The organism is Nitrincola sp., from assembly GCF_048264025.1.
GTDB lineage: Bacteria > Pseudomonadota > Gammaproteobacteria > Pseudomonadales > Balneatricaceae > Nitrincola.
Genome location: NZ_JBLXDN010000005.1, coordinates 87539 through 104079 on the forward strand (window position 1 = coordinate 87539; position 16541 = coordinate 104079).

A 16541-nucleotide genomic window follows, 5' to 3' on the forward strand; every position below is an offset into this window, starting at 1 on the left:
TGTCTCCTGATAACCGTTCACGAGGGGGCTTTTACGGCATAGCGTGTTTTTGATATGCCATGTAATACCAGTTTCAGTAGCCCCATGGCAACTAGTACGCTAGCCATAATGCAGACAGAAAATGCGGCGGCCTGGGTCGTGAAGCCTGCCTGTTCCAGACGCATGACTGAAACGGCAGCGACGCTCAGTTGCGGTGAAATCAGGAATATAACTGCAGACAGCGTGACCATGGAGCGCATAAACAGGAAGAAAAACACCGCCACCAGGGTTGTCAGCATGAAGGGTAAAATGGCATCACGTAATCCGTGCAGCGCATTCCCCCCCATGCAGGTGACCGTTTCCTCCAGTGATGCAGGCACGCCACGCATGCCTGTCACCATGGTCAGAAAACCCTGAGAGTGAAAGTGATAGAAGTTACACAGGGCGATCAGTAGTGCCGAACCATAGAGCATACCCAGTATCGATCCACTGATATTGAACGACAGGACGTAGGCCAGGCCAAGTACCAGTCCAGGCACGCCCACCGGCAATATAGCCAGTAAATAAACCGGTTTGGCCCAGCGACGCGGTAAGCGTCGTTGTGCAAGTACCAGGCTGAACAGGGCAAGGACCCCGATGCTGGCCGCAATCAGCGAAACCGTAAATGAGGTTTTTAAAGGCGCATAGCCACCGGCAAGGGTGATATTGTAATTGGCCAGTGTGAGGTCCATGCGGTAAGGCCAGAGTTTAACAAAGCTGGCATAAATAACAGTTAAAACAATGGCATAAACCATAAAGCTACTAAAGTACACTAGTGCACCCAGTGGGATATCGCGTCTCGCTAAAAACACCGGCGTGACCGGTATGGCGCTTTCAGAATGACCACCAAATTGGCGCTGTGAGGAGACGCGTTCAATGTACACGGCTACCAATGTGGGCAAAAGCAGCAGCATACCGATCACCGCGCCGACATTGAAATTCATCTGCCCGACCACCTGGCTGTAGATTTCGGTTGCCAGTACGCGGTAATTACCACCGATTACGGCGGCGTTACCAAAGTCGGTGATGGTCACGGTAAAGATAACAAAGGCCGCGCTGATCAACCCGAATTTGGCATTTGGCAGGGTGATATCTTTGAAGCGTTGCCAATGTGAAGCGCCCATCATCTGCGCCGCATCATAGTAGCGGGTGTCGGAATGCCGTAATGACGCTTCCAGAATCATGACAGCCTGGGGTAGCGCGTAGAGACTATTGGAGATCAGCAGCCCCCAGAAGCCATAAATCTGTAAGTCCCAGCCGGTCTGTTGATTAATCAATCCGTTGCGGCCAAACAGAAAAATCAGACCGAGTGCCTGTACTAACGAAGGAGCTAGCAGAGGTAACAGCAGAGCGCCACGGATGAACCAGCGGACTTTCAACCTGGTACGCTGTAACGCATAAGCGATGGCAAAACCGAGTAGCACGCAAAGCAGAGTGGTGGCACCACTCATGATCAGGCTGTTGCTGACCACTGTTTTCATGTTGGACATCGACAGAATGCTGATGTAATTATCGATGCCAATACGTCCGTCACTACCGATTAAACTGCGCCTGGCGACCAGAAACAACGGATAAAGAAAAAACAGTAACAGACCGGCCAGCGGGATGATCAGTGATACCGACAGCAGCAGGCGGTCTTCCCACGCAATTGGATGGCCAGGGTTTTGCAGTTTATGAGAGATTACACGTGTACCCATGCGCCTGCCTCCGAGTCGACGTTGACACTGACCAGATCACCCGGTTGCAGTTGACTAAAACGGTGAGTTTCGGCAATCAAGTCCCGGCCTTCCCAGTTGAACTGCACCCGGCTGATATTGCCGAGATAGGTAATCTGAGTGACTCGTGCTGTCCCCTGTGGATCGGCTTTCAGTTGTATATCTTCCGGACGTAACGATAGCTCAAATAACTGCGGTGTTTCAGGTAGATTGCGTATCAGCTCGGGCAGATGTTCTCTGACCCAGTGGCGGCTGAGTAAGTTAGTACTGCCGATAAATCCGGCAACAAAGCGCGTGGCCGGACGGGTATAGAGTTCATGCGGCGTACCCACCTGGTCAATAACACCATGATTCATACAGACAATACGGTCAGCCATGGTCAGCGCTTCATCCTGATCGTGGGTAACCATGATCGTTGGAATGCCCAGCCGCTGTTGCACGTCTCGGATTTCTGCGCGCATCTCCATGCGCACGGCGGCATCCAGGGCTGAAAGGGGTTCATCCAGTAGCAGTACCGAGGGATCAACGGCCAAGGCTCGCGCAATAGCAACCCGTTGTTGCTGGCCCCCCGAGAGTTGATGTGGGTAACGGTCAGCCAACTCTGGCAGGCGGATCAAGGTCAGTAATTCTTCGACCTTAGCTGCGATCTGCTCACGTGGCTGTTTACGAATTTTTAAGCCATAGCCGATATTTTCGGCAACGGTCATATTGGGAAACAGAGAGTAGGACTGGAACACGATACCAAAACCGCGTTCAGTGGCACGCATTTTGGTCAGATCGCGGCCACCCAGTGAGAGTGCTCCAGAATCAAAGGGCATGAGTCCGGCAATAATTCTCAGCAAGGTTGTTTTGCCACAGCCGCTTGGCCCCAGCAGGCACACGAATTCGTTATCGCGTATCTCAAGATTGATTGCATCCAGTGCAACAAAATCATCGAAGCGTTTGGTCAGGTTCTGGATAGTCAGGTACATGTTCAGGTCCGGATTTCAAGGGTGACGATACCGACCGGTAAGCTTACCGGTCGGCCTGAAACTGTTGGCTTAGCGACCGACAGTTGTTTTCCAGGTGCTCAGAATGGCATCTCGCTCACTGCCTGATTTAGCAAAGTCCATTGGGAAGAGAACTTCTGTCAGATCTTCCGGCAGCCCGGCTTTTTCTGCCAGTGGAGAGCGAGGAACATCTGGCAGCGTAATGATCGCCTTGTATTCGGAATAGGCTTCAGCGGCTGAAGGTGACAGGGTCCAGTCCAGAAAACGTTTGGCGTCATCGGCATTGTTGCTGCCCTTAAGCAGACCCGACGCCTCCAGTTCAAAACCCGCCCAATCGGCGGGGATGACCATCTCGACAGGGTAGCCCTGTTCGATCGCCTGCATTGCCACGAATGACAGTGATGCACCGATGGCATATTCACCCACCTGCGCCATACGGCAAGGGCGTGAACCGGAGGTAGTGTACTGGGCCATGTTCGGGTCCAGGTCTTTGATCAACTGCCAGCCGGCTTCATCTCCCATGCCTTGCAAAATGGCGGCTATTTGCAGATAGCCAGTTCCAGAGGAAGAGGGATCTGGCATTACAATCTCACCCTGGTAGACCGGGTTGGTGAGGTCTTGCCAAGAGGTTGGCATGGGTAAACCACGTGCTTCCAGACGGGCTGTGTTGACACAGAAAGCACCCATGTAGCCGGTGGCGGCAAACCAAAGGTTTTCTTCATCGCGGAAGGCGTCTGGGAGTTGGTCAACCCCGTCTGCTGTATAGGGCTCCAGCAGTTGGTTGATTTGCGGGTTCAGAATATTGGTGACTGCAAATCCCCAAAGTACATCGGCTTGAGGATTGGCGGATTCAGCAATCAGTCGGGCGCCCAAGTCACCGGTTGAAAGTCTTAGAAGGTTAACTTTTAGATCAGGCATCTCTTTTGCTGCGGCTGCCAGATAGGCATTGATCTCATCTTCCTCCAGCGCGGAGTAAACCGTTATTTCTCCAGCCAAAAGGCTGGTGCTTATCAGTGTGCCTAGCAACACTGAGCTGACACGATTAAAGGTGCGTTTTACATTTGGCCGTTTCATGGTGACGTCTCCAAGTTTAAGAATATCTGGATGTGTCGAGGGGCCTTGGTCACGCAATTTTTAGTTATTTTATGTGGCAATATGTGTATTTATGCAAAAATATGTTTTATTGTCCATACCTATTACAGATTTATTACACACAAATACACACAAAGGAGTGGCAGAATGAACAACACAGAGTTGTCACCACCTGAGCAAAGACTTGCGGCACCGTTGATTAGTTTTGCTCGTCAGCAGGCCGCCCAGGCGGGTCAAATGGCGTTACAGTGGTTTCGTCAAACACTGGATATTGACGTGAAATCGGATGCCAGTCCGGTGACAGAAGCGGATCGGACTGTTGAACGTTGGTTGCGACAAAGTCTGGCTGAGCATTACCCGGAGCACGGTGTTCTGGGTGAGGAGTTTGCCAATGAACGTCTGGATGCCGAGTATCTCTGGGTAGTGGATCCAATTGATGGAACCCGCAGTTTTATTACCGGCTGGCCTATCTGGGGAACCTTGTTGGCGTTGTTGCATCAGGGCGAGCCCTGTTTGGGCATTATCGAGATGCCAGCGTTGGAAGAGTCCTGGGTGGGAATTAAAGGCCAGGGAACGTTTTTCAGTGATCGACGTAGCCAGGATAAACCCTGCCAGGTTAGTGCTTGTCGACAGCTGTCCGAGGCGTGCTTTTACACCACATCACTGTATTACTTTAGTGAGGCTGATCGTCAGGCTGTAGAACAGGTGATTGCACAGGTTGCCGTGCCACGTTTTGGCGGGGATTGTTATGGTTATGGCTTGCTCGCCTCCGGTTTGATTGATCTGGTGATTGAGTCCCAGTTGCAGCCGTTCGATTTTTTGTCACTGATACCGATTATTGAAGAGGCTGGTGGCATAATAACGGATTGGCAGGGGGCCACACTGACTTCGGCTTCAGAGGGTCGCGTGATTGCGGCGGCGACACCAGAGCTGCATCAGCAGGCGATGCAGTGGTTAAATCAATACTGTGACTGAGAACAGGATCTATGTGGCACGAAGAGCGACATCTACGTATCAGAACCCTTCTGGCAACCTTTGGACGCATTAGCGTCGATCGAATCGTATCGGAAATGCAGGTCTCGCGTGAAACCGCCCGTCGTGATCTGATGGACATGGAGGCCGCGGGCGAGTTGCGTCGGATACGTGGTGGCGCGGTGGCGATTACGGAGGCTGTAGAACCGCCGTTTGCCGAACGCATACAGATCAGACTGAAGGAAAAACGCCTGATTGCCAAAGCGGCGGCGGCCCTGGTCAGCGGTGGGCAAACCCTGTTTCTGGATGCAGGCAGCACCACAACGCTGTTAGCTGAAGCCTTGTCTGCTTTGAGTGGTCTCACATTGATTACTAATTCCATCGAGGCGGCGCAGAAGCTGCGTGAAGCCGATGCTATGGATAATCGAGAGAATCGGGTGGTGTTGCTTGGCGGTGAACTGAGTCGTGAACAGCCCGCAACCTATGGTGCGGGTACCGTTAATGAGCTGAGTCGCTATCATGTCGATGTAGCCATGCTTTCCCCCTATGGCATAGATGCCGAGCAGGGGGCTGGCAGTTTTGATCTTCAGGAGGCCGAAATTGCTCGGGCGATGGTCCGTCATGCACATCAGGTGATGATACTGGCTGATTATTCCAAGATAGGGACTGTCAGCCGGATATCTTACTGTCCTCCTGAATTGATTGATCATCTGATCGTAGATGCTAAAGCCGTCAATCGGGAGGGTTGGAAGGAACTGTCTCAGCGGGTCAAACAGGTCACGGTTGCGCCTCGGCGCTAAGTTATGCTCAAGTTCACTCTGCTTCTAAGGCAGACAAGTCCTTCAACAACTGATCTGTTTCATGACAGACATAGGCCGGGTCCAGACAGTTTTCCAGCTGAATATCGGCAAATTGCAGAAAGCGCCGTGCCGCATGGGGCAGGCGACGGTCGCGGCGCACGATAAAGTGCCAGTGGCTTTCCAGCGAGAAACCGGGCACCGACAGTTCAACCAGTCCGGCAGCACCAGGAGGAATCACATGCCGCGAGATCACCGCGATTCCCATGCCTGCCGCGACACCGACACGTATGGCTTCGTTGCTGGCCATCTGCAGACTGCGGTTCAACTGCAACCCCTGGGTTTGCAGCCAGCCATCAAACAGCATGCGGGTGGCTGAACCTGGTTCTCGCAGTAAGAATCGCTCTTTCAACAGATCCGTCATAGTTAGATTCGGCTGCTGCGCCAGTGGATGATCAGCGGCCACGATGATGACCAGTGGATTGCGCAGAAAACGCGCCGCTGCGGCATGATCCAGTGCCGGTGGGTGGCTGAAGATATAGATATCATCCAACTGCTGATTAAAGCGTTGCAATACCTGTTCGCGGTTTCCGATTTCAAGTGTCAGGTCCACCTCCGGAAAGGTTTTGCTGTAAGGACCCAGCAGGCGCGGCAAGACATACTGGGCGGTATTCACCATGGCAATACTGAAGCGTCCGTGTTGCCCGGCCTGCACGCTGTGTAACTGGTCTTGTAGATCATCAAAGCGACCGAGCATGTCGAGGGCGGCCGCATAGACTATCTGCCCTGTGTCGGTCAGTTGGATTCCCTGGCGGTGCATGATTAGCAGGGGTTCTCCCACGGCTTCACTCAAGCGCTTCAGTTGCAGCGAAACTGTTGGTTGCGTTAAGTGCAGCTGGCGAGCGGCCTCGCTGAGGCTGCCAGTCTTGATCACACAGCTAAACACTTCCAACAAGCGAAATGTAAGGTGGCGTAGTTTCATAATAGTTTCATCTCAGTACAGTATAGATAATTATCTATACTGTATGTGTAATAAGTTAATTAGTCTAAATGTTTGTATCAGGGCAAAATGCGTCGACTTTCACTTGACGGAGTAAGATCGCAATGCCAGATATCGTGGTGATGTTTTTTCTGCTGGGCCTGGTGGCGGGCCTGGTGCGTTCGGATCTCAGTGTTCCCAAGGCGGCCTATGACCTGCTGAGCCTGATGTTGATGCTGACCATTGGCTTGAAAGGTGGTTTTGCCCTCTATGGGCAACTGCGCCTGTCATTGATTCCTGAATTACTCGGGGTTGCACTGATCGGTGCGTTGATTCCTTTGTTGCTGATGCCGCTGCTTCGCCGTGTGGTTAAGCTGTCACTCGCGGACAGTGCCAGTCTGGCGGCACACTATGGGTCTGTCAGTGCGGGTACCTTCGCTGTGGCTCTGGCCTATACGCAGACACAGCAACTGGTTGTGGGCTCAGAAGTCACCTTGTATCTGGTGATGCTGGAACTACCGGCGATTATTGTGGCGTTGTTACTTTATCGTCGGGCTGTTCCTGTGACGGGGGCAAGCCTCTCCGGGCTTTGGCATGAAGCACTGACAAATCGGGGTGTGATTCTGCTGGTGGGTGGTGTGATCATTGGTGTTGCCTATGGCCCGGAACAGGGCGCGAATGTTACCGGCTTGCTGACAGGCGCATTCCATGTAGTATTGGCACTATTCCTTCTGGATATGGGACTGACCGCCGCGACAACACTTCGGCCTTTCCCGCGGGCGCAGTGGCGGGTGCTGGTGTTTGCACTGGTGGCGCCACCGATACTGGCTATGACAGGCTTGCTTATGGGGATCTGGTTGGAGCTGCCGGTTGGATCGGTAGTGATTCTGGCCAGCATGACCGCCAGCGCTTCCTATATTGCGGCGCCAGCGGCTATCCGTAATGCCATTCCCGATGCCAATATAGGTTTGGCGATGCTGGCCGCGCTGGGGCTGACATTTCCGTTAAATGTGATTGTCGGTATTCCGTTGTATCATCACTGGCTGATCGCGCTACAATCACTGTAATCCAGCACAGCCAGTATTGACGGGAAGCCCATGACTCAATTAAAAGCACATCCAAGACTGCTGTTGCGTTTGTCAGGTTTTTTGCGACCTTACACACTGCAGATGACAATCGCGGCTATCGCACTGGTCGTGGCCGCCGGATGTGTGTTGCTGTTGGGGCAGGGGTTGCGACTGGTCGTAGACCGGGGCTTTGCCGCCAATGATGTTCAGTGGTTGAATTTCGGTTTATTGGTGACCCTGGTCGTGGTGCTGGTGATGGCCATGGCGTCAGCCGCACGCTTTTACTTTGTCAGTTGGATTGGCGAGCGGCTGGCGGCTGATCTGCGCACCCAGGTGTTCAAGCATCTATTGACCCTGGAGCCGGAATTTTTTGCCCGCAATGGTGGTGGCGAGATTCAAAGTCGTCTGACGGCCGACACTACAGTACTGCAAAGCTTGTTCGGTTCATCGATCTCCATGGCGCTGCGTAATTTATTGACCTTTATTGGTGCGCTGATTTTCCTGTTTATTACCAGTCCGATGTTGACCTTGCTGGTCTTGGTCGGCATTCCGGTGACAGTGATACCGGTGGTCTGGTTTGGGCGGCGTGTCCGTCGTCTGTCACGCACTAGTCAGGACAGGGTGGCGGAGCTGGGGAGTTATGCCGGTGAAGTGATTCACGGTATTGAAACGGTGCAAGCATCGGTACATGAAGCGGAGGATCAGCGTCATTATTCGCATCGGGTGGAGCAGGCTTTTCAGAGTGCACGGGCACGTATCGTGCAGCGGGCCTTGTTGACCGGTTTTGCGTTAATGGTGATTTTTTCGGCGGTCGGGCTGATTCTCTGGCAGGGCGGACACGACGTGTTGGCTGGTCGGATGAGCCCCGGGGAACTGACGGCGTTTGTGTTCTATGCCTTGATAGCGGCCGGTGCAGTGGCCACCCTGGCCGAGGTGGCCGGTGAAGTGCAACGTGCGGCGGGTGCCACAGAACGTTTGCTGGAATTGCTGGATTCTACGCCTGCTATTTTACCTCCCCAAACAGTAACGCCCTTGCCAGTCCCTCTGCGTGGCGAGGTGATTTTTCAGGGGGTGAGCTTTGTTTATCCATCGCGACCGGAAACAGCAGTAATCAATGATTTTTCGGTAACGATCCAGCCAGGTGAGCGCATTGCCTTGGTGGGGCCCTCAGGCGCAGGCAAATCCAGTCTGCTGAAATTACTGCTGCGCTTCTACGATCCCGCCCAGGGTGAGATCTGTCTGGATGGTGTGAATATCAAACAACTGGATCCTCAGGCGTTGCGTAGTTGTATGGCCTTGGTGGCTCAGGAAACCATTTTGTTTACCGGTACCGTGGAAGAAAATTTGCGTTTTGGTCGCCCTGATGCCACGGAAGCAGAGCTGGTTGAAGCCGCTTCTCAGGCCCAGGCCTGGGAATTCATTCAACGCCTGCCACTGGGGTTGAAAACCCCGCTGGGCTCCGGCGGGATTCAGTTATCCGGTGGCCAGCGCCAGCGTATGGCAATAGCGCGGGCCTTGTTGCGTGATCCCCGGGTATTGTTATTGGATGAAGCCACCAGTGCCCTGGATGCGCAGAGTGAACAACTGGTTCAAGCGGCTCTGGATCAACTCATGCAGGGGCGTACCTCCTTAGTGATTGCGCATCGCTTGTCGACGGTGATTTCTGCTGACAGGATTTTGGTGATGGATCAGGGGCAATTAGTGGCTTCAGGTACACATCAGCAATTATTGCAACAGTCTGAGCTGTATCAGCGTCTGGCGGCTTTGCAGTTTGGTGAGGACACCCGCCGTGCTGATACGACACAAACGGAGGCGTGCCTATGAAATTCAAGCATGTTGTTGTACTCACGGGTGCGGGTATTTCGGCTGAATCGGGTATTCGAACCTTTCGTGACCAGAATGGCTTGTGGGAAGATCACCGCATCGAAGATGTAGCTACGCCGGAAGGCTTTCTACGTAACCCTGATCTGGTCTATAGCTTTTATAACCTGCGTCGTGCCCAGTTACAGGATCCGGCCGTCGAACCTAATCTGGCACATCTGGCGCTGGCTGAGTTTGAAGCCAGCCATACGGCACGGGGAGGACAGTTTACCCTGATTACCCAGAATGTAGATAACTTACATCGACGGGCGGGCAGTCGGAACATGATCCCCATGCATGGGCAGTTGCAAAGCGCACTGTGTATTCACAGTGGTTTGTCTCACCCCTGGCACGGCACTTTAAGCGCATTGGACCGCTGCAGCTGCTGTGACACGCCACAGCCGTTACGTCCTGATATTGTCTGGTTTGGTGAGGTTCCCTACCAACTGGATGATTGCTTTAATGCACTTGCCACAGCGGATCTGTTTGTCTCAATTGGTACGTCCGGAAAAGTCTATCCCGCAGCTGGGTTTTTGGGCGTAGCTCAGGATGCTGGCGCCATGACGGTGGAGCTGAATATGGAACCCACCCGAGAAGATTTTGATCAGGGCTATTATGGACCGGCATCGCAAGTGGTGGCTGAGTATCTTACTAGTTTAGAGGATCAAGCTGGCTGACCCCTTGATGGTTTGGCGGTAAGCGGGGGTGAGTTGGGAAAGGCGCCAGTCATCGGGTGTCGGTTGTTCTGGTGGGTTGTGTAGCCAGTGAATCAGTCGTTCGGCAGCGGCGTCAGCTTCGGCATCCGGGTCTTGGGGATGGCTGGCATAACACTGCTCAGCCGGGATGTATTCCGGGTAGGCCAGGCGATTTGGCGCCAGCGCGAGGCAGCCTGAAGCCATGGCTTCGAGCATAGATAGGCCCTGAAAATCGTGCAGGGCGGTTGATAGCACGATATCGGCTTGCTGTAACAGCTGATGATATTCCTCGACCTGGGTTTGATAACCAAAGTGCAACAAGCGGCTGTGGTGTGCCTGTTGAATCTGTGCAAAGGCCTCGGGTTGTTGTCGAAACTGCTCACCCACCAGGCTCAAACGAAAATCCTGTCCGCGTGAAACCAGGTTATCCAGCAGTTTCAGTAAACGATCCGGCCCCTTGTCGTATTCCCAGCGATGGTTCCAAAGCAGGTGCGGGCAACGGGTATCTGTCAGGCGTGCGCGTTTAACAAACAGCTTGTCTTCTATGGGGACTGGCAAGATGGACGATTTAGCCAACAACGCCTGTGGCAGGCCCTTGGGTAACGCATCGGGAAGTTTCTTCAATAGCCCTGCAACACCTTGTAGAAAACTCTGGCGATTCCACTCACTGTTGAACAACAACTGGTCAGCGGCAACGGCACTGTAAAGGTTAATCATTTGTGGCTCATAGCTGTTGAACTGACGGCCGGAATCCGGAAAGGCAAATTGGTTTTCGTGCAAATAGAGCAGAGCAGGCACTTGTGCCAGTTTTGGATGAAAACCGCGCAGGCTGGCAAGATCCGTCATGGACGTGGCCAGCAGCAGATCCCAGGTTTGTTGCAGCAAGGGCTCGTTCAACCAACTCAGGGCATTACCGCGTATCCGCCAACTGAAATAACGGGGCGGCAGTGACAGGCAATGCCACTCAAATTCAGGTAATGAGTTTACTAACTGTTGCCGCCAGCGTTGATGGCTTGCAGCGTCATAGGCAGAAAGTAACAGTATACGAGGGCGGGTTAGCTGCATTGGTAAAGGCTTAGTTAATTGGAATGTTTGTTTAGCTATAACTGAAACAAAATTTTATCCAGGGTTTTTTTTCGGTATGATGGCGTTAAAGGTATCACAGCCTGTTACCGCACCTTTACTATTTATCTGATTTTTATAACTCATAGGTGCTTTTACTCTGCGAAAGGTCTATTTTGTTGATGAACCAATTATCTGTTCTTATCGTCGATGATGCAAAATTCATCTGTGAGCTTGTCTCTAAAATTGTTAAGACATCCTTTCCTGGCTCAACCGTTACGGCGGCTTACAATGGACAAGAAGCGCAGTCTATTATGCAGACCTCGCATTTTGATTTGATTCTGTGTGATTGGGAAATGCCGAAAATGAGTGGTCTTGAATTACTGACCTGGACGCGGCAGCAAACACAATACAAAGCCACTCCATTCGTGATGGTGACCAGTCGGGGCGAACGTTCTTATGTGCTCAAGGCTATTCAGGCTGGCGTCAATGATTATCTCGGAAAGCCGTTTACCGGTGATCAACTGACCCAGAAAATGAACAAGCTTTTGTCGGGTGAAACCAGACTGCCCAATACGCGGAAAATAGATCAGGCAGCCGCCTCCTTAGATAAAGCAGAAAATACGCCACCCATACCTGCAAAATCGGCTTTGAAGCCAAAAGGCTTAGCGCAGCTTAGAGTCAGAGATCAGGTTATTAAGTGCGCTATTAAAGACTTGAGCTTGAGAGACGTATTGGTTGTCATCAAAAATGAAGGCGTTTTTCCTACCATACTGGATCAGGCTGTTGTCGATATAGAGCAACTATCTGGTGGCAGTGTTGCACGAGTGAATGGTTTTGTTGAACGCATTGAAGCCATGGAAAGAAAAATTGATGCGCCCTTCATTAATGTAAAAGTCGCATTTGTGGATGATGACCCGGATAAGATGGATCATTTGGCTAAGTACATTGCTTCAGTGCGCTGAGGTTATATAGCTTATCCGGGCCCGCCATCAATAAGAAAACTCGCTTACTCCACCTGGATGGTTATCTTATCGGAAACCATCGGCTCAGCATGAGGAACATGCATTTTATCGCCCAACAGCAACTGCAGCGTATGCTCTCCCGGTTCAAGTTCCAAGGTGACTTGGGTTTGTCCACCACCAAAATGCAAGTGCTGTTCATCCGCAGGCACCGGCATGTCCATGGCTGGTAAAGTATCGACATCAATTAATAGATGGTGATGCCCAGTGTTTGGGAAGTCTGCACCGGCAGGAGCTACCCCCATACCTTTCAGTCCAAAATGAACAGTGACAGGGTTGCTAAGGGTTTCACCATCAGCAGGGGAAATGATGTAGAGCTTCTTCTCGTCGTCAGCGATGGATGTTAGCGGCAACAACAGTAAAAGCAGAAATAGAGCCAGATGAGGGGATTGCCGTTTCATAATGAAGTCCTTGTTATGTTTATTTTTGAGTACGAATGGCTTAGTTCAGCCTAGATCAACCGTCTAGCTTGTCAAATTTTGTAGCTACCTGGCTCTGCCAACAAGGCCGTTATGTTCCTTAGGTGTACATCAGAGCATTCCTCTTCTACATTCATATATTCAGAGTTTATAACGAGGGAGAGCAGTGTGATTCCAAAAAGCATGGTAGCTATGTGTCTTATGGGGCATGGTGGGTTAGACCAGTTGATTTATCAGCAAGATGTGCCGGTACCGACACCAGGTCCTCAAGAGGTATTGGTTAAGGTCAGCGCCACCGCCAAAAACAATACCGACCGTAAGGCGCGTGAGGGGCTTTATCCTGTGGGAGATAGCAGTGACATTACCTCCTTTCAAATTAGTGGCACACCGACGCTGACCTTTCCGCGTATTCAGGGTGCGGATGTGGTAGGACGGATTGTAGCCGTAGGCGCTGAAGTAGCTGAGTCACGCCTGGGCGAGCGCGGCTTGTTGGATTTTAATCTCTATGCCGATACCCGCGAGGATATTAACCTGACACCCGATTACTATGGTCATGGCGCCGATGGCGGTTTTGCAGAATATATTGTTGTCAGGTCGGATCAGTTTTACCGAATCGATAATCCTGAATTAGCTGATGCCGAACTGGCCGCCTTGGGTATGTGCTCTTATCAGACTGCTTATCATATGCTGACCGCCGCGAAGGTAACATCTGGTGAGCGTGTATTGGTGTCCGGAGCCAGTGGTGGCGTGGGAACCGCATTAATTCAGCTATGCCGACTTCTGGGTGCCATTCCCTATGCCGTGAGCCAACAGAATAAGTCAGACGCTTTATTGGCTCTGGGAGCTGAAGCCGTCGTGGACCGCGGCAATATGGATGATTTTGTTGACCGCGTTTTGGCGTCGACTGGTGGCGCCCCTATCGATGCGGTGATGGACCTGGTTGGTGGTGAGATGACTGACCGTTTCATCGACACCATGATTCAACAGATGGACCAGCGTCGTAGCTATCCACGCCTAAGTATTGCCGGTGCCAGTGGTGGCAATCTCAGTCAGATGATGTGGACACGTATTTACCTGTATCAGGTACAGATTTTCGGTGTATCCCACGGAACGCGGCAAGAAGCACGACAGTTGATGTGTTGGATTGCTGATGGACAGCTCAAACCTGTGTTGCATGGCACTTTTCGACTTTCACAGCTACACGAGGCGGAAACCTATTTCGTCAATCGGGGCAGTAATTATCTGGGTAAAATCGTCATCGTTCCTGATGAAGAATGGGCCGAACATGGTGCTCCTTTTGCGTTGTCGGAGGCTTGAGTATGAGCCGACAATTGAGTTTGCAGTTGATGGATACGCATGCTGGAGGAGACGTCAGTCGGATTGTCTATGCTGGCGTAAAAGCGCTACCGGGAGACAGCGTTCGACAGCAGATGGAATACCTGCAACACCAGGCTGATGGGCTTAGAAAGCTATTATTGTTCGAACCCTATGGTATTCCGGAAATGTCAGTGGATCTGCTGGTGCCAGCCACCAATCCACAGGCGGTAGCCGGTTACATCATCATGGAGGTGATGGGCTATCCGATCTATTCCGGTTCCAACACCCTGTGCACGGCAACCGCTGTATTGGAACTGGGACTGGTACCCAAGCAGGAGGGGCACCAGCAATTCATGCTGGAATCACCGGCGGGACTGGTGCAGATCGATGCCGAAATACGTGATGGCGTGGTGGAATCAATTACCTGTGAAGGCCTTCCCAGTTATATCGACTCTTATCAGCAGACAATTTCAGTACCGGGTCTGGGTGAGGTGACCTATTCTATTGCTTACAGTGGCGGGTTTTATGTTCTGGTAGAGGCGGCCGCACTAGGTTTTAACTTGTCACTCGATGAGGAGTCACGCCTGAGTGCTTGTGCGCATGCCATTATCGAGGCGATTCGAGCCGAGCGAAGTTTTTACCACTATTCACTCGGTGATGTTGGTCCCATTCCCTTTCTGCACTTTATGGGACCGGTTGAAAATCCGGCTAAAGGGCAGTACGCATCCCGCTCGACAACCTATGTGCATCCGGGGGTGATCTGTCGAAGCACCACGGGCACAGGCACCTCTGCACGACTGGCATTGATGCAGTATGAACAGCGCATTTCACCAGGGGATACACTGGAAACCTGTTCGCTAAGAGAAACCCGCTTTCGGGGTAAATTTACCGGGATCAGTCAGTTGGAAGGCGGGCAAACGCTAGTTGAAAATAGCATCACCGGTAAAGCCTATGTGTTAAATCGCGCGGAAATACTCGTCAATGCTGATGACCCAATGGTGAGTCATGAGGGGTTGAATTCATTGCTAAAGCCGGTAAGTTGAATGGATTGTTAACTCACGGTCAGCCGACACTCGTTTTGTAGCGGTATTTTTGTTATTTTCAAAGTGTTTATAGCAATAAATAGCTGTTTTATAACAACGAGGAGTCAGCAATGACCTTTGCAAAGGTGCAGGAAGCACTCGATTTTCTGGATCGTTATCCTGATATAGAGCTGTTCGAACTGTTTATTCTGGATGCCAATGGGGTGCCGAGAGGCAAACTGTTGCATCGTGAGGAACTCTTGCCGGTGTATGAGTCGGGTCGGCCCTTGCCGAGTACCATTATGGGCCTGTCGATTAACGGTGATGATGTTGAAAACTCCGGATTGGTCTGGGATGTAGGTGATGTCGATTGCCGTGCCTACCCACTGGCCGGTAGTTTGGTACCTATGCCTTGGCGTGCTATGCCGACAGCGGCGGTACAGGTCAGCATGCATCCACAGGAGGGCCTACCTGCCGCGGTTGCTGATCCCCGTCATCTGTTACAGCAGGTTATTCAGCGCTTTGCCGCCAAGGGTTACTATCCGGTAATGGCCTGTGAACTGGAGTTTTATTTACTGGATCTGCAAACCGACAGCCACGGTGCACCGCAGTTGGCAGCGGAGCCAGGGGGAGCCAGACCCACTAGCACACAAGTGTACGGCTTGCGGGAACTGGAACAGTTGGAACCCTTTCTGGCAGACCTGTATGCCGCCTGCAAACTCCAGGGCATACCGGCGCGTACCGCTATATCTGAATATGCGCCCGGTCAGGTGGAAATCACGCTACAGCATGGCGATGCCATGACTGCTATGGACCAGGCGGTGCGCTACAAACGTCTGGTGAAGGGCGTCGCGCATCAACACGGCATGCAGGCCTGCTTTATGGCGAAACCCTTTGCACAGCAATCGGGTTCAGGTATGCACATGCATCTCAGTCTGAACGATGATCAGGGACATAATCTTTTTGCCAGTGACGATCCGGCCGGGACGCCACTGTTGCGTTGGTCGATTGGTGGCATGCTGGCGTGTCTGACCGATACCCTGCTGTTTTTCTGCCCCAATGCCAACTCCTATCGGCGCTTCCAATCGGAAAGTTACGCACCGCTGGCACCCACCTGGGGTGTTGATAACCGTACCGTGTCGATGCGGGTTCCTGGAGGGCCGCCAGTCAGCCGTCATATTGAACACCGTATCTGTGGTGCTGATGCCAATCCGTATTTGGCAGCAGCTGCGATTCTGGCTGGTGTGCTGCGTGGTATTGATGAACAAATAGATCCAGGTGCACCGGTGACTGGCAATGGTTATGCGCAGGTGACTGAAACCCTGCCGGGTGATTGGCTAACCACCCTGAATGCCTGTTCCACCTCGACTTGGCTACCCGAGCTTATAGACCCTGCATTTCTCAAAATTTATCTGGCAGTTAAGCAGGCTGAGTACCAGCAGTTTATGGCTGAAGTCGGTGAGCAGGACTGGCGCTGGTATCGCCACACCACGTGATGGCTGTCTGAATGATTAA

The 16541-nt window shown here is 52.2% G+C and carries 15 protein-coding genes; 9 read left to right on the forward strand and 6 right to left on the reverse strand.

Annotation, left to right across the window (positions count from 1 at the left end; genetic code table 11):
- Positions 1-17: 17 nt before the first annotated feature.
- The 3 genes from ACN0R1_RS05700 to ACN0R1_RS05710 all read right to left on the reverse strand — a co-directional run bounded on the left by ACN0R1_RS05700 (position 18) and on the right by ACN0R1_RS05710 (position 3796).
- Complete coding sequence (locus ACN0R1_RS05700; protein ID WP_417580791.1) at positions 18-1715, reverse strand: ABC transporter permease subunit; 1698 nt, start codon at positions 1713-1715, stop codon at positions 18-20.
- A complete protein-coding gene (locus ACN0R1_RS05705) occupies positions 1700-2704 on the reverse strand; it encodes an ABC transporter ATP-binding protein (protein WP_417580793.1) in 1005 nt (334 codons plus the stop codon). The genes ACN0R1_RS05700 and ACN0R1_RS05705 overlap by 16 nt, the downstream gene beginning before the upstream one ends.
- Positions 2705-2773: 69 nt before the next feature.
- The gene (locus tag ACN0R1_RS05710; protein ID WP_417580795.1) at positions 2774-3796 is read right to left on the reverse strand and encodes an ABC transporter substrate-binding protein; all 1023 of its coding nucleotides are present in this window, start codon (positions 3794-3796) and stop codon (positions 2774-2776) included.
- 165 nt (positions 3797-3961) lie between these two features.
- Here ACN0R1_RS05710 and hisN point away from each other — a divergent pair, with 165 nt between their 5' ends.
- Together hisN and ACN0R1_RS05720 are read left to right on the forward strand one after the other, a co-directional pair.
- Positions 3962-4789, forward strand: coding sequence for a histidinol-phosphatase (hisN, locus tag ACN0R1_RS05715; RefSeq protein WP_417580797.1), 828 nt, complete (start codon positions 3962-3964; stop codon positions 4787-4789).
- Between the two features lie 11 nt (positions 4790-4800).
- The gene (locus ACN0R1_RS05720) at positions 4801-5586 is read left to right on the forward strand and encodes a DeoR/GlpR family DNA-binding transcription regulator (RefSeq protein ID WP_417580799.1); all 786 of its coding nucleotides are present in this window, start codon (positions 4801-4803) and stop codon (positions 5584-5586) included.
- A gap of 13 nt (positions 5587-5599) precedes the next feature.
- On the opposite strand, the gene ACN0R1_RS05725 is transcribed toward ACN0R1_RS05720, so the two are convergent.
- Positions 5600-6565 (reverse strand): LysR family transcriptional regulator, encoded by a 966-nt coding sequence (locus ACN0R1_RS05725; RefSeq protein WP_417580801.1) that lies wholly within the window; start codon positions 6563-6565, stop codon positions 5600-5602.
- A gap of 122 nt (positions 6566-6687) precedes the next feature.
- Here ACN0R1_RS05725 and ACN0R1_RS05730 point away from each other — a divergent pair, with 122 nt between their 5' ends.
- Genes ACN0R1_RS05730 through cobB form a run of 3 tightly spaced genes read left to right on the forward strand, consistent with a single transcriptional unit; the run spans position 6688 to position 10166 of the window.
- Positions 6688-7629, forward strand: a complete 942-nt coding sequence (locus tag ACN0R1_RS05730; protein ID WP_417580803.1) for a sodium-dependent bicarbonate transport family permease — start codon at positions 6688-6690, stop codon at positions 7627-7629.
- A 30-nt stretch (positions 7630-7659) separates the two neighbouring features.
- The gene (locus tag ACN0R1_RS05735; protein WP_417580805.1) at positions 7660-9453 is read left to right on the forward strand and encodes an ABC transporter transmembrane domain-containing protein; all 1794 of its coding nucleotides are present in this window, start codon (positions 7660-7662) and stop codon (positions 9451-9453) included.
- Positions 9450-10166: a Sir2 family NAD+-dependent deacetylase gene (gene cobB, locus ACN0R1_RS05740; RefSeq protein WP_417580807.1), complete on the forward strand. Its 717-nt coding sequence runs from the start codon at positions 9450-9452 to the stop codon at positions 10164-10166. The genes ACN0R1_RS05735 and cobB overlap by 4 nt, the downstream gene beginning before the upstream one ends.
- Here cobB and ACN0R1_RS05745 read toward each other — a convergent pair.
- Positions 10146-11249: a tRNA-queuosine alpha-mannosyltransferase domain-containing protein gene (locus ACN0R1_RS05745; protein ID WP_417580809.1), complete on the reverse strand. Its 1104-nt coding sequence runs from the start codon at positions 11247-11249 to the stop codon at positions 10146-10148. The genes cobB and ACN0R1_RS05745 overlap by 21 nt on opposite strands.
- Positions 11250-11428: 179 nt before the next feature.
- On the opposite strand from ACN0R1_RS05745, the gene ACN0R1_RS05750 reads away from it, so the two are divergent.
- Entirely contained in the window at positions 11429-12211 is a 783-nt protein-coding gene (locus ACN0R1_RS05750; protein ID WP_417580811.1) for a response regulator, read from the forward strand.
- 44 nt (positions 12212-12255) lie between these two features.
- Here ACN0R1_RS05750 and ACN0R1_RS05755 read toward each other — a convergent pair whose 3' ends face one another.
- On the reverse strand, positions 12256-12669 hold the full coding sequence (locus ACN0R1_RS05755; RefSeq protein ID WP_417580813.1) for a DUF4399 domain-containing protein: 414 nt from the start codon (positions 12667-12669) through the stop codon (positions 12256-12258).
- Between the two features lie 201 nt (positions 12670-12870).
- Here ACN0R1_RS05755 and ACN0R1_RS05760 point away from each other — a divergent pair, with 201 nt between their 5' ends.
- The 3 genes from ACN0R1_RS05760 to ACN0R1_RS05770 all read left to right on the forward strand — a co-directional run bounded on the left by ACN0R1_RS05760 (position 12871) and on the right by ACN0R1_RS05770 (position 16522).
- Positions 12871-14004, forward strand: coding sequence for a zinc-binding dehydrogenase (locus tag ACN0R1_RS05760; protein ID WP_417580941.1), 1134 nt, complete (start codon positions 12871-12873; stop codon positions 14002-14004).
- A gap of 2 nt (positions 14005-14006) precedes the next feature.
- Positions 14007-15047, forward strand: coding sequence for a proline racemase family protein (locus tag ACN0R1_RS05765; RefSeq protein ID WP_417580815.1), 1041 nt, complete (start codon positions 14007-14009; stop codon positions 15045-15047).
- Between the two features lie 110 nt (positions 15048-15157).
- Positions 15158-16522 carry a glutamine synthetase family protein gene (locus ACN0R1_RS05770; RefSeq protein ID WP_417580817.1) on the forward strand — a complete coding sequence of 455 codons (1365 nt, stop codon included), beginning with the start codon at positions 15158-15160 and terminating at the stop codon, positions 16520-16522.
- The last annotated feature ends 19 nt before the right edge of the window (positions 16523-16541 follow it).